The sequence below is a fragment of the Micromonospora sp. NBC_01655 genome, from assembly GCF_026339755.1.
GTDB lineage: Bacteria > Actinomycetota > Actinomycetes > Mycobacteriales > Micromonosporaceae > Micromonospora.
On sequence record NZ_JAPEQF010000001.1, the window covers coordinates 71,778 to 86,002 of the forward strand.

Genomic DNA, 14,225 nt, shown 5'->3' on the forward strand with positions numbered 1-14,225 from the left:
GGTGACGATTCAGGCATTGGGTCGGGCAGCGGATCAGGGCGCACGGGTCAGGCGGCGGCGAGGATCTCGTCGCCGACGGCGGCGAGCTGGTCGGCGCCGACCTCGACCGCCGTCAGGTAGTGCCGCAGCCAGGAGCGCAATCCGTCTGGGGTGCCGGTGGCGAAGGCACCGGCCGCGCCGACGTACTCCGGCTCGCGCTCGCGGTGGCCGACATCGGCGCCGACCAGCCCGCGCGGGTCGAAGCCGGTGGACATCAGCACCAGCCGGGCGGCGCCCCGGGCCACGACCCCGGACGGCCCGGCGAACGGACGCAGGTTGAGCAGCTCGCCGTGCACCACGGCGGCCAGCACCAGCGGGGGCACGGTGGTGCCGCCGGCGACCAGCCCGGCCAGGCCGTCCAGCCGGGCGCCGACCACCGGGTCGGCCACCGGCCGCCCCAGTTCGTCGGCGGGTACGACGTCCCGGGCGGCGAGCACGTGCAGCCGGGCGAGGACCTGTCGGGGCGCCTTCGGCCAGCGCTCGGTCAGCCCGGGCAGCGCCCCGGCCACCCGCAGCGCGCCCTGGAGCACCGGGTCGGTGACCGTACCGGCGCGGACCGCCTCGCGGTCGTGGGCGGCCCCCTCCAGGGCGGCGCTGGCCACGGCACAGCGGAGGCTCACCTCGGCCGCGACCTGGCCGCCGTGCCGGCGCAGCGCGCGGTGCCGCAGCGCCTGGTCGACCCGCTCGCGGGCCCGGTCGACGGCGGGGGCGATGTCGGCGAGCGCGAGCAGCGGGGCGAGCGGGTCGGTGGTCACCCCGTCACGCTAGCGACCCGCCGGCCCGCCGGGCGCGAAGGGCACCCCTCCCGGCCGGAGGCGCTCGACCGGGTCTCGGTGCCGGCGGTCCGACCGGCGTGCCCGGGCGCGCCAGGGCCGGCCGGAGGGGCTACGGGCGACAGTTCGGCGCGTGGCGGGGGCCGCTCGGCGCGCGTGTGCTCCGGGAGCTGTCGCGGGCGTCGACCGCCCCGACTAACCTCTGCGGGGGTAGGAGACGCAGGTCACGGATGCGACGAGGGAGTCACCGCATGAGCGAGGCACTGGCCAATCTGCTGAACGAGACCCGGCAGTTCCCGCCCCCGGCCGAACTCGCCGCGAACGCCAACGTCACCGCTGACGCGTACGCCGAGGCCGCCGGGGATCGGCTTGCCTTCTGGGCGGCGCAGGCCGGGCGGCTGGCCTGGGCGAAGCAGTGGGACCAGGTGCTCGACTGGTCGAACCCGCCGTTCGCGAAGTGGTTCGTCGGCGGGCGGCTCAACGTGGCGTACAACTGCCTGGACCGGCACGTGGAGGCGGGCCGGGGCGACAAGGTGGCCATCCACTGGGAGGGCGAGCCGGGCGACACCCGGACCATCACGTACGCCGACCTGCACCGGCTGACCTGCCAGGCGGCGAACGCGCTGACCGAGCTGGGGGTGACCGCCGGCGACCGGGTGGCGATCTACCTCCCGATGGTGCCGGAGGCGGCGGTGGCCATGCTGGCCTGCGCCCGGATCGGCGCCACCCACAGCGTGGTCTTCGGCGGCTTCTCCGCCGACGCGCTGACCAACCGGATCCAGGACGCCTCCGCCAAGGTGGTGATCACCGCCGACGGTGGCTACCGCCGGGGCAAGCCGTCGACGCTGAAGCCGACGGTGGACGACGCGGTGGCGAACTGCCCGTCGGTGGAGCACGTGCTGGTGGTCCGCCGCACCGGCGAGGAGGTCGCCTGGACGGCCAAGGACCGGTGGTGGCACGAGACGGTGGAGCAGGCGTCGACCGAGCACGCCGCGGAGCCGTTCGACGCCGAGCACCCGCTGTTCATCCTCTACACCAGCGGCACCACGGCCCGGCCGAAGGGCATCCTGCACACCACCGGCGGGTACCTGACCCAGACGGCGTACACGGCGCACGCGGTGTTCGACCTGAAGCCGGAGACGGACGTCTACTGGTGCACCGCCGACATCGGCTGGGTGACCGGCCACTCCTACATTGTGTACGGCCCGCTGGCCAACGGCGCCACCCAGGTCATGTACGAGGGCACCCCGGACACCCCGCACAAGGGCCGGTTCTGGGAGATCGTCGACAAGTACCGGGTCAGCATCCTGTACACCGCCCCGACGCTGATCCGGACGATGATGAAGTGGGGCGAGGACATCCCCGCCGGCTTCGACCTGTCCTCGCTGCGGCTGCTGGGCAGCGTCGGCGAGCCGATCAACCCCGAGGCGTGGATGTGGTACCGGCAGCACGTCGGCCGGGGCGAGCTGCCGATCGTGGACACCTGGTGGCAGACCGAGACGGGCGCGATCATGATCTCGCCGCTGCCCGGCGTCACCGAGGCCAAGCCGGGCTCGGCGATGACCCCGCTGCCCGGCATCGTCGCCGACGTGGTCGACGACCAGGGCCAGTCGGTGCCCAACGGGGGCGGCGGCTACCTGGTGCTGCGCGAGCCGTGGCCGTCGATGCTGCGCACCATCTGGGGCGACGACAACCGGTTCATCGAGACGTACTGGTCCCGGTTCGAGGGCATGTACTTCGCCGGGGACGGGGCGAAGAAGGACGACGACGGGCACATCTGGCTGCTGGGCCGGGTGGACGACGTGATGCTGGTGTCCGGCCACAACATCTCCACCACCGAGGTCGAGTCGGCGCTGGTGTCGCACCCGTCGGTGGCGGAGGCGGCCGTGGTGGGCGCGACCGACCCGACCACCGGCCAGGCGATCGTGGCGTTCGCCATCCCGCGTGGCACCGCCGACACCTCCGGCGAGGCGGGCGAGAAGCTCATCACCGAGCTGCGCAACCACGTGGCGAAGACCCTCGGCCCGATCGCCAAGCCGCGGCAGATCCTGCTGGTGCCGGAGCTGCCGAAGACCCGGTCCGGCAAGATCATGCGCCGGCTGCTGCGGGACGTGGCGGAGAACCGGTCGCTGGGCGACGTGACCACCCTCCAGGACTCCTCGGTGATGGAGCTGATCTCCTCGGGAATGGGCGGCGGAAAGTCCGACGAGGACTGACCCGAACGCGACGGGAGGGCGGGGCCGGCCGGTCCCGCCCTCCCGTCTTTGCGTCACTCATGGACGGTCTGAACGTCCCGCCGCTGGTCGGCCCGGGCCGCCACCGGCTGCTTCGCCCTCCACGGCGGTGATGACGCGATCGACACCCGTCGTTCGCTGGCAGGTCTGTCAAGGTGATTGCCGTCGGGGTCATGGTGTTGCGGCCCACCGGTCCTGGCCGGACGCGGCGGTGCCGGACGCGGCCCCCGTGATCGGACGGTCGGAGGAGGCGTAACGGGCTGAACGGCCAGAGGCACCATCCACCCCTGTCGGACGGGGCCCGCTCTCCCTTAGGTTCAGCCGCATCGGTCGGTTCGACGGATGTCACTGTGCGTCGAACCGACCGGATTCCTCTCCCACGCCCCGAGAACGGAGCGGCATGCACACTAATCCGCGCACCGGGTCACGCCGACGACTACTCGTCGCGCTGCCCGCCATCGCCCTCGCGGCCACGGCACTGACCGTGACCGGAACCGCGTCGGCCGAGACGTCCCGCCCTGCCCCAGCCACGATCGGGGCGGACGAGTACTACATCAACTACGCCGAGCCCGAGGTGCAGCCGGACAGCGGCGGCAAGGAGGTCAAGGGCACCGACGGGGTGTACACCGCCGCGGCGGACGAGTCCCGGGCGTACGACCGCAAGTTCGCCGCTGGCAACCCGGTGACCGCGAAGCAGCTGGCGAAGCTGGAGGCCAAGTCGGTCCAGACCGGCAAGAGCCCCCGGAAGATCAAGCAGGCCCCGAGCACCCAGACCGCCAAGCTGCTCACCCTGCTGGTGGAGTTCAACGACCAGGCCAACGACGACTTCACCGGCGTGATGGTCCCGAAGACGGTGTTCGAGGACCGGACCTGCGTCCCCGGCACCGTGCAGAACGGGCCGAAGCACAACAACATCGCGGACCCGGCGGCCCTGCCGCACAAGGACAACAACTCGATGTGGGTGCCGGACTTCTCCCCGGCCCACTACGACAAGATGCTCTACACGAAGAAGGGCATCACCGAGCGGGTCCGCACGGACCTGACCGGGCCGGACGGTAAGCCGGGCGTTAGCCTCGCCGGCCGGACCATGCACAACATGTACCTGGAGATGTCCAAGGGCGCCTACACGGTGGACGGGCAGGCCAGCCCGTGGATCACCGTGCCGCACTCGGAGGGCTGGTACGCCGCCTCGCGCTGCTTCCAGGACGAGAACGGCAACTGGGTCGCCGGCCGCGAGCAGGCGATGAACGGCCACCCGAACAACCCGGCCGGGGCGGGCCGGCTCGCCACGGACGCCATCGACGCCCTCGCCGCGATGGACCCGAGCTTCCCCTGGGCCGACTACGACATCGAGGACCAGGCCGACCGGGACGGCGACGGCAACCTGTTCGAGCCGGACGGCGTGATCGACCACCTGGTGCTGGTGCACGCCGGCCAGGGCAAGTCCCGTGGCGGCGGCGCCGAGGGCACCTACGCGGTCTGGGCGCACTCCTCCACCGTCCCCGGTGGCTACACGATTCCCGGCACGAACCTCAAGGCCGCGAACTACATCGTGCAGCCGGAGGACGCCGGGGTCGGCGTGTTCGCCCACGAGTTCGGCCACGATCTGGGCCTGCCGGACCTCTACGACACCTCCGGCAACGCCGACTCCGACGTGGACTTCTGGGACCTGATGGCCTCCGGGTCGCACAGCGGCGAGATCTTCCAGGCGCTGCCCACCCACATGGGCATCTGGGACAAGTGGGTGCTCGGCTGGGCCGAGCCGGAGACCGTCTCCCCCGGCTCCGACCCGCGCATCATCCGGGTCGGGCAGACCTCGCGCACCCCGGTCGGCACGGCGGACGGCATCAAGGTCGACCTGCCGGACAAGGTGATCACCCTCGCCACGCCGCACAGCGGCACGAAGATGTGGCACGGCGGGGCCGACCAGAACTGGGCCGACGTCAAGCTGTCCCGCACCGTGAGCGTGCCCTCGGCGGCCGACGCGAAGTTCTGGATGTGGAACAACTACGTCATCGAGGAGGACTGGGACTTCGGCTTCGTCGAGCTGTCCACCGACGGCGGGGCGACCTGGTCGGAGCAGAAGGTCTACGACGCCGCCGGCGCGCTGGTCACCACCGATGACAACTACTCCGACCCGAACGGCCGGATGGCCGACTTCGGCGGCAAGCGGTACGGCCTGCACGGCTCCACCGGCGGCTGGCGGCACGACTACGTCGACCTGTCGGCGTACGCGGGCCAGACCGTGCAGCTCCGGCTGCGCCAGGCCACCGACGAGGCGTTCGTGGAGCGCGGCTGGTTCGCCGACGACTTCTCGGTCACCGGCGGCGGGGCCACCACCTGGAGCGACGACGTCGAGGGCGGCGCGAACGGCTGGACCGCCACCGGCGGCACGTTCACCGACACCACCGGCGCGGGCTGGAACGTCAACACGGGCACCGAGGTCCGGGCGCACTTCTACCTGGCCGAGTGGCGCAACTTCGACGGCTTCGACAAGGGCCTGAAGTACACGTACGACACGGTGTACTCGCACGAGGCGTGGAAGGTCGACCGGATCTCCTACAACGCCCCGGGCATGCTGGTCTGGTACCGGGACACCGCGCTCGGCGACGTCAACCACGTGACCGGGCAGATGACCGCCCTGCCGAGCTACGGCGCGAAGGGCGGCCTGCTGATCGTCGACTCGCACTTCGACCCGTACCGGCGGCAGGGCGCGGCGGCCGAGAAGGACCCGTCGGTGCTGGACAACCTGCCCAGCCGGCCCCAGTCGTCGAACGCGGCGTTCGGCCTGAACAAGACGAAGCCGTTCACCGAGTGCCTTGAGGCCACGGACGAGCCGTACAGCGAGTACTGCACGAGCTTCCCCGCGCAGCCGGCGGTGCCGGGCTTCACCGATGCCAAGACCTGGTACCCGGGCATCGAGATGCGCAACGGGTCGCCGTACGCCCGGGACAACGACGCCTCCGTGGTGCTGCCGTCGCGGGGCAACGCGCCGTACACCACCCGGGTGGTCAACCCGGACGGTACGCCGGCCCGTTCGTTCTACGGCGTCACGCTGGGCGGCGGGGCGATCGTGCTGGGCAACGGCAACCCCGCCAGCGAGAACGTGCACTACGGCGTCACGCTGACGGTCAAGCGGACGTCGTCGGACAACGCCGTCGCCTCGGTGCGGGTGACCGCGGCGCGGCCCTGACCCCTTCGGCGTCAGGACATCGGGCGGGGCCCGTCCGGAGCACACTGCTCCGGGCGGGCCCCGCCTGCGTCGTCGGCCGGCAACCCGCAGAACTCGGTGAAGGTGGCCGGCACCGGCACCACGATCACGATCATGACGCAGGGCAAGAAGCCGACCGACAACATGGTCGTCGTGGTCAGAAACTGATCCCTCGACCAACCAAGGGGCCGGTGGCGGCGCCGCCATCGGCCCCTCCCGTCTGCGGGGACGCCTACTGATCGAGCTTCGTCACTGCAATTTCTGACCCGGCGTCCGGGCTGCTCAGCCAGTCAGGGAACGGCGGAGGTGTGACGGTGAAGCGCATTCCCGACAAGAGTTTGCAACAAATCGACGTACGCATCTTCCCACCTGCCCCAGGAGACTCTATGTTCACCATTGGTCCCACTAGTGGGACGTCTCACCGGCCCCTACCCCCGTTGGGCCGGTTCCTTCACACCGGAGGTACCACGTGCGGAAAGTCGCAGTGGGTCTGCTCGGGCTTTCGTTGACGGCGACGGGACTGGTGGTCGGCACGTCCGCCAGCGCCGCGCCGACTCCGAAGCTCCCGGCGACCGCCCCGTCGGCCACCGAGGCCACGGCGGATCACGATCTGCCGGACAAGTTCGAGGACAAGCGCCGCGCGCTTCGTCAGGAGGGACTCAGCGAGGTCCTCTCCGGCCGGGCCAAGGCGCAGAAGATCAACGGCAGCACCGTCGTCAAGGTCGGCGAGACCGCCGGCAGCGCGGCGGCGAGCGTCGGCGCCCGGAACGCCAAGGCGGGCCAGCAGGACCAGTACGTCGAGCTGGCCCGGGAGCGGACCGACAAGATCTTCGTGATCCTGGCCGAGTTCGGCGACGAGCGGGACCCGGCGTACCCGGACAAGGACATCAACCCGGACATCGCCGGTCCGACCGTCTTCGACGGGCCGCTGCACAACCAGATTCCCCAGCCCAACCGCGCGGTGGACAACTCGACCGTGTGGCAGGCGAACTACAGCGCGGACTACTTCCGCAAGCTGTACTTCGGCACCGGGCAGGGCGACGAGTCGGTCAAGCAGTACTACGAGGCCCAGTCGTCCGGCCGCTACACCGTGGACGGCCAGGTCACCGACTGGGTCAAGGTCAAGTACAACGCCGCCCGCTACGGCCGTTCAAACGACCCGAAGGCCGACAACGACCCGACGGGCGACCCGGCGGTCTGCTCCGACGACAACTGCCAGAACACCTGGGACCTGGTCCGCGACGCCGCCAACCAGTGGGTCGCCGACCAGAAGGCCAAGGGCCGCACCGACGCCCAGATCAAGGCCGACATGCAGTCCTACGACCAGTGGGACCGGTTCGACTACGACGGCGACGGCGACTTCAACGAGCCGGACGGCTACATCGACCACTTCCAGATCGTCCACTCCGGCGGCGACCAGGCCGACGCCGACCCGCACCAGGGTGAGGACGCGATCTGGAGCCACCGCTGGTCGGCGTACAACACCTCGCGCACCGGCCCGCCGAACTTCCCGATCGGCGGCACCCAGATCGGCAACACCGGCGTCTGGATCCGCGACTACACGATCCAGCCGGAGAACGGCGGCCGGAGTGTCTTCTACCACGAGTACGCGCACGACCTGGGCCTGCCGGACGACTACAACAACCTCAACGGCGGCGACAACAACAACGAGCACTGGACCCTGATGGCCCAGAGCCGGCTCAGCGCCAAGGAGGACGCCAGCATCGGCGACCGCGGCGGCGACCTCGGCGCCTGGAACAAGCTCCAGCTCGGCTGGCTCGACTACGAGGTGGTCAAGGCCGGCCAGAAGAAGACCCTGGAGCTGGGCCCGCAGGAGTACAACTCCGCCAAGCCGCAGGCCGCCGTGGTGGTGCTCCCGCAGCGGGAGTACACCTTCGACTACGGACAGCCGTTCGAGGGTGCCAAGCAGTTCTTCTCCGGCAACGACGACGACCTGGACAACACGCTGACCAGGACGATCGACCTCACCGGGAAGACCTCGGCGGCGCTGTCGCTCAAGGGCCGGTTCAACATCGAGTCGGGCTACGACTACCTCTTCTTCGAGGCGTCGACCGACGGCGGGGCCACCTGGGGCGCGCTGCCCGGCACCGTGGACGGCAGGCCGATCCCGCCGGTGTCGAACACCGACCCGACCCCGGGCCTCAGCGGCAGCAGCGCGGGCAAGTGGACCGACATCAACATCCCGCTGAACTCGCTGGCCGGCCAGGTCGTGCAGTTCCGCTTCCACTACCTCACCGACGGCGGCCTGTCCGCGGGCGGCTTCTTCGGTGACAACATCACGGTGACCGCCGACGGTCAGACCGTCTCCAACGACGGCGCCGAGACCGGCACCGGCGACTGGGCGGCCAAGGGCTGGAGCATCGTCGCGGGGTCCTACACCCGGCTCTTCGACAACTACTACATCGCCGGCCACCGGAAGTACGTCTCGTACGACAAGTACCTGAAGACCGGCCCGTACTACTTCGGCTACAACAACACCCGCCCGGACTACGTGGACCACTACGCGTACCAGGAGGGCCTGCTGATCTCGTACTGGAACCTGCGGTTCGCAGACAACGACACGTTCGAGCACCCGGGTGAGGGTCGGAACATGATCATCGACGCCCACCCGGCGCCGCTCTACAACCTGACCGGCAACCCGTGGCGGGCCCGCGTCCAGGTCTACGACGCGACGTTCGGCCTGCGCAAGGCCGACTCGTTCACGCTGCACATCAACGGTCAGGCCCAGTACGTCCGGGGCCAGGCCGCGCAGCCGCTGTTCGACGACACCAAGCAGTACTGGTACTCGGAGCTGCCGAACCACGGCGTCAAGCTCCCGGCCACCGGCACCAAGATCAGGGTGGTCGAGGAGAACGGCACCTCGGTCAAGGTCCGCTTCTCCTGATCCACTGATCCACTGATCGACCGCACCACCGCGATGCCCGGGCAGCTCAGCTACCCGGGCATCGCCCTTTTCACCCCGGCCCCCGCCGGCCGCCCCGAACGCCGGGACGGGTGGGAGCGCCAGCGTCATAGGCTGTGGTCATGACCGAGCAGCGTGGCGGGGCCGTCGACGAGACCTGTGTCCTCACCGAGGGGCCGTGGACGCACCGGTTCGTCGGCGCGAACGGCAGCCGCTTCCACGTGGTCGAGGCCGGCACCGGCCCGATGGTCCTCTTCCTGCACGGCTTTCCCGAGCACTGGTGGGCATGGCACGACATCCTCCCCGCGGTGGCCGACGCGGGTTTCCGGGCGGTCGCGGTCGACCTGCGCGGCTACGGCGCCAGCGACAAGCCCCCGCGCGGGTACGACGGCTACACCCTCGCCGCCGACGTCGCCGGCCTGATCCGCGGCCTCGGCGAGCGTTCCGCCACCGTGGTGGGCACCGGGGCCGGCGGCCTGATCGCCTGGACCGTCGCCTCGTTCCACCCGTCGCTGGTCCGCCGGCTGGTGGTGCTCGGTGCCCCGCACCCGCTCCGGCTGCGGGCGGCGATCTTCGCCGACCCGCGCGGCCAGTTCGCCGCCTCGACGCCGACCCTGCGGTTCCAACTCCCCCGCTACGAGCACGTGCTGACCCGCGACGAAGCGGCGGCCGTCGAGGAGGTGCTGCGCCGCTGGGGCGGGCCGCGCTGGGTGGACGGTCCGGACTTCGCCGCGTACGCCGAGCGCTGCCGGGAGGCGATGCGGATCCCGCAGGCCGCCTTCTGCGCCCTGGAGGGCTACCGGTGGGCGTTCCGGTCGGTGCTGCGACTGCACGGCTACCGGTTCGTCCGGCTGATGCAGAAGCCCCTGATCACCCCGACGCTCCAGCTTCACGGCGCGCTGGACACCGCCTCCCTGCCGCGTACCGCCCAGGGCTCCGGCCGGTACGTGGTGGCCCCCTACGAGTGGCGACTGCTGGACGACGTCGGGCACTTCCCGCACGTCGAGGCCCGGGACGTGGTGCTCGGCGAGATCCTGCGCTGGGCCAAGTCCTGACCGGCGGAAGTCAGGCAGCGGCTCAGTCAGCGGGCGACCCGCTCCCCCGTCCGCGCTGTCAGAGGCGCTGCTCGCGCAGGTCGGCGACCTCACGGGCCGGGGCCCAGCCCTGGTACACCCCGAAGTCGAAGACCTCCAGCCCCATCGCCCGGGCCACCGGCCAGCGCCCGCCGGTGTACTCCACCCGCAGCCAGCCGTCGTGCTCGGCCAGCACGATGAACGGCTGCCCCTGCCAGGTGCAGGTGGTCCGGACGTACGCCAGCTCGTCGATCTCGGCCGCCGGGAGCACCCGGACGTACCGGCCCGGGCGGATCTCCTCGAACCCGTCGCCGGGCTCCGGCTGGTAAAGCCGGACGTCGTCACCGTCCGGGCTGGCCTGGTACTCCCGCCCGCCCCAGCGGGCCACGTAGCCGTCGCGCATCAGGACTCACCGACCTGTCGCCAGAGCAGGGCGTCGGTGTCCAGGATCGCGACCATCCGCTCGGTGCCGTCCGCGCCGATCCGCCACAGCTCCGCGCCGTGCGGCAGCCGGGCGCTGTCCACCTTGAACTCCGCCACCACGTCGCTGCTGTCGCCCGGGGCGAAGCCGTTGCCCCGGAACGGTGGGCGCTCGATGACCCAGCCCTCCATGGCCCGCATGGCGCCCTCGTTCTGCCCGCCGTACGGGATCCGGTAGAGGCTCGGCCGGTGCGCCGGCCAGCGCAGCACGTAGATCTGCGCGGCGTCCCGGGAGAACGGCGATTCCGGGTACCCGAGACCCAGCGCGTCGTGCAGTTGGGCGGGGGTGTTCAGGTGAGCCAGTTCGTTGGCCCGGTGCACGAAGCCGGAGACCCGGTCGTAGCCGCGCTCCAGGTAGTAGGTGAGCTGGCTCGGGGCGACCGCCTTCTGCATCACCACCGGCAGGTTCGGGTCCACGGGCGGTGGGACGTGCCGGGCGGCACCCGTGGACGGCTCGGCGGCCGGCTGCGGCCCGGGCTCCGGCTCGCTCCCGGCGTCGTCGCCGAGCCCCACCTCGGCGGCCCAGTTGGCCAGCGCCACGATCTCCCCACCGGGCAGCTTCGCGCCGACCGGCGTGTTCGGGTTCACCGCGAACGACCAGGCCTCGTCGGGCCAGCGGCGGATGAGCTGGACGAACTTGACCCGTACCGTCTCCACCGGCTCGGCGACGTGGTCGGCCAGCCGCTCCGGGGAGGTGTGCACCACGACGTACGTCTCGCCGTCCAGCCGCTCGGTTCGCCAGACGAAGCCCGGGTCCCCCGGCCGGCTGTCGGGCGCCGAGTCGGGTGCCACCGGCAGCAGCACCCGGGCCAGCAACAGCGTGGAGAGGAAGCTGTCGGTGCTGCCAGTACCGGCGGCGGTGAGCAGGTCCTCCTCCACCTCGTTCGCCGGCTGGAAGTCGGCCGCCGGGGCGGTCGCCGCCGGCTCCGGCTCCCGCGCCGCCACCGGCTCCCCGGCTCCCGCCGGGCCCGGCTCCCCGGTGGCCGACGGGGCGGGCACCGGCTCGGCCGACACGGCGTCGACGTCGGGCACGGGGTCCACGCCCGGCCCGGGATCCACGGCCAGCACGGGGTCCACGGCCGGCACGGGGTCCACGGCCGGCACGGGGTCCACGGCCGGCGCGGGATCCACGGCCGGCCCGGGGTCGACGTGACCGGAGGCGGCCGGGCGGAACAGCGACCCGACCGACGGGTCCGGCGCGGACGGCGTCGACGGGGTGAACAGCAGGGCCGTCGGGCCCGGCTCGTCCGGGGCGGGCGGTCCGGAGACCGCGCCGGCCCCCACCGGGGCACCGGGCGGTACCGGTACGCCCTGCCCCGGGTCGAGGTCGCCCCGGGTCGGGCCGTGGCCACCCTGGCTCGGATCCGGGGGGCCGTGGTCGGGAACGGACGGCGGTGCGGGCCAACCGAGATCGGAGACCGGGTCGATCCGGTCGAGTTCGGGCACCGGATCGAGCCCGCCGAGGTCGGGCGTCGACGTCGGGATGCCGCCGAGGGGGGACGGGCCGGGGGCGACGCCCGACGCGGTGGCCGGCTCGGTCGCCGGCAGGTCCCGCGCCTCGATGATGGTGCCCTCGATGACGATGGGCGAGAAGGAACGGCGGGAGGCGGGCGGCCCGGAGACCGGCTCCACCGCCGACGTCGGCAGCTCCTCCGCCTCCTGCTCGACGGGTGCGGCGGCGGGTTGCTCCGCAGGGGACCGGGCGGGCTCCTCGCCGTCCGCACCGGGGCGGGGACGCGGGAACGCCTGGGCCGCGCCGGCCCCGGGTCGACGACGTGGCAGGCCGCCGCCATCGGCCCCGATGGGACGGGTCGGCTCCTCCCCACCGGCCGGGCCGAGGGGACGGGTCGGCTCCTCCCCACCGGCCAGGCCGAGGGGACGGGTCGGCTCGGCCGCCAGCGCGCCACCGGGCACGCCGAAGGGACGGGTCGGCTCGTCGCCCGGCGCGACAGGCCGGAACGCCTGAGTCGGCTCCGCCTGCGGCGACGTCCGGGTCGGCTCCGGCGGCGCGCCGCCGGGACGCAGGGCCTGGGTGCGGTCGTCGGCACCGGCGGGGCCGGGACGGGGTGAGGTCGCCTCCCCGGGCCGGAACGCGCGGGTGGCCTCCCCGGGGTCGACTGCCCCGGTACGCAGGGCCTGCGTCCGCTCCTCGGGCCCGACGTCAGCGGGTCGGAGCGCCCGGGTCACCTCCTCCGGGCCGGCACCACCCGGACGGAACGCCCGAGTCACCTCCTCCGGGCCGGCACCACCGGGGCGGAACGCCCGAGTCACCTCCTCCGGACCGCCACCACCGGGGCGGAACGGCTCGGGCTGCGGCGCGGACGGGACCGCACCGGCGGGCGGGAACGCCACCGTCGACGGCTCCGCGGCGGCGGGGTGGAAGGCGTGCGGCGGTTGCTCGGTGACCGGATCCGAGGCCGGACGCCGCCGGGGGAAGGGCTGGCTTCCTCCGGTGAACCGGGACGGCGGGGCGGCCCGCTCAGCGGGACGACGGGACTCGCCGAGCGGCCGGGCGGCCCGGCTGCGGCCGGACGCCGGCTCGAAGAAGGAGGCGGGAGGGATGGGCGGGGCCGCCGGCTCGGTGGGCCGGCCGTTGCCGCCCCCGCCCTCCACCTCACCCGCGGGGGGCGCCTCGGGCGTCCGCCGCCGGGAGACGTTCAGCCACGCCGACCCGGCCGGCGCCGGGTCGACGCCGTTCGGTCCGTCGGCTGCGGCGGGGCCAGGTCGACCGTCCACGTCTCCCGGCCGGTACGGCGCACCGGCTGCGGGCTCGCCCGCCCCGCCGGACGACCGGAACGACGGCCCGGGTGAGACCGGCTCCGGCGGCACGGTGGTCAGCGGAACGATGGCCGGGGGCGCGGCGGCCAGCGGCGCGGTGGGCGCCTCGGCGACGTACGGCTCGGTCGTGGGGCGGCCCGGCGGCGGTCCCGCCACCGCAGGCTCCGACGGGTTTGGCACCGGCGACATCGGGGCGTCCCGGCCCGGGACCACTGCGGTGGCCCTGGTCCTGGCGACGTTCTCCGCGCGCTCCAGGCGGGCCCGGGCGCCCATGGTGCGGCCGGGCAGCCGCACGTCGCCCCGGGACAGTTGGGAGACGAACCAGGCGGGAAGATACCCCTCGATGGGCAGGCCCGGGTTGACCGCCAGCCACCACTCGTGGTTGGGCCAGTCGACGGCGAGGTCGGCGTACGCGCTGCGGCGGCTGCCCGCCGGGGCCCCGCCCAGGCATGCCTGCAACGCGGCGGACGAGGTGAACGCCAGCACGTGCGTGCGGCCACCCGTGGTCCAGGTCCCCCAGCCCATCGGGGCCTGCCCGGACAGCGCCTGCGCGGAGACCGGCAGCAGCAGCTCGGTGCGGGCCAGGACGCGGAAGTAGAGCTCCTGGTCGTTGGCGCGGAGCGCGTCCCGCATCGCCGCTTCGGCCTCGGTAGCCGGCTCCCAGTCGGTCACGGCCACCTCTCCTCCCGCGAACAGGCCATAGGCATCGCGTAC

At 72.7% G+C, this 14,225-nt stretch carries 8 protein-coding genes; 4 read left to right on the plus strand and 4 right to left on the minus strand.

Features of this window, described 5'->3' with window-relative positions; translation table 11 throughout:
* Positions 1 to 47 precede the first annotated feature (47 nt).
* Positions 48 to 794: an oxidoreductase gene (locus OOK41_RS00415; protein ID WP_117668451.1), complete on the minus strand. Its 747-nt coding sequence runs from the start codon at positions 792 to 794 to the stop codon at positions 48 to 50.
* Between the two features lie 269 nt (positions 795 to 1,063).
* Between OOK41_RS00415 and acs the strand changes: the two genes are divergently transcribed.
* Both acs and OOK41_RS00425 read left to right on the plus strand, forming a co-directional pair.
* The gene (gene acs, locus OOK41_RS00420; RefSeq protein ID WP_266262401.1) at positions 1,064 to 3,028 is read left to right on the plus strand and encodes an acetate--CoA ligase; all 1,965 of its coding nucleotides are present in this window, start codon (positions 1,064 to 1,066) and stop codon (positions 3,026 to 3,028) included.
* 418 nt (positions 3,029 to 3,446) lie between these two features.
* Positions 3,447 to 6,239, plus strand: coding sequence for an immune inhibitor A domain-containing protein (locus OOK41_RS00425; RefSeq protein WP_266262402.1), 2,793 nt, complete (start codon positions 3,447 to 3,449; stop codon positions 6,237 to 6,239).
* 11 nt (positions 6,240 to 6,250) lie between these two features.
* On the opposite strand, the gene OOK41_RS00430 is transcribed toward OOK41_RS00425, so the two are convergent.
* The gene (locus OOK41_RS00430; protein WP_266262403.1) at positions 6,251 to 6,373 is read right to left on the minus strand and encodes a hypothetical protein; all 123 of its coding nucleotides are present in this window, start codon (positions 6,371 to 6,373) and stop codon (positions 6,251 to 6,253) included.
* Between the two features lie 368 nt (positions 6,374 to 6,741).
* On the opposite strand from OOK41_RS00430, the gene OOK41_RS00435 reads away from it, so the two are divergent.
* Together OOK41_RS00435 and OOK41_RS00440 are read left to right on the plus strand one after the other, a co-directional pair.
* On the plus strand, positions 6,742 to 9,162 hold the full coding sequence (locus OOK41_RS00435) for an immune inhibitor A domain-containing protein (protein WP_266267696.1): 2,421 nt from the start codon (positions 6,742 to 6,744) through the stop codon (positions 9,160 to 9,162).
* 140 nt (positions 9,163 to 9,302) lie between these two features.
* Positions 9,303 to 10,235: an alpha/beta fold hydrolase gene (locus tag OOK41_RS00440; RefSeq protein ID WP_117668446.1), complete on the plus strand. Its 933-nt coding sequence runs from the start codon at positions 9,303 to 9,305 to the stop codon at positions 10,233 to 10,235.
* A gap of 58 nt (positions 10,236 to 10,293) precedes the next feature.
* Here OOK41_RS00440 and OOK41_RS00445 read toward each other — a convergent pair whose 3' ends face one another.
* Positions 10,294 to 10,659, minus strand: a complete 366-nt coding sequence (locus OOK41_RS00445) for a hypothetical protein (protein WP_117668445.1) — start codon at positions 10,657 to 10,659, stop codon at positions 10,294 to 10,296.
* Complete coding sequence (locus OOK41_RS00450) at positions 10,656 to 14,183, minus strand: SseB family protein (protein WP_323136147.1); 3,528 nt, start codon at positions 14,181 to 14,183, stop codon at positions 10,656 to 10,658. The genes OOK41_RS00445 and OOK41_RS00450 overlap by 4 nt, the downstream gene beginning before the upstream one ends.
* Positions 14,184 to 14,225: the final 42 nt, after the last annotated feature.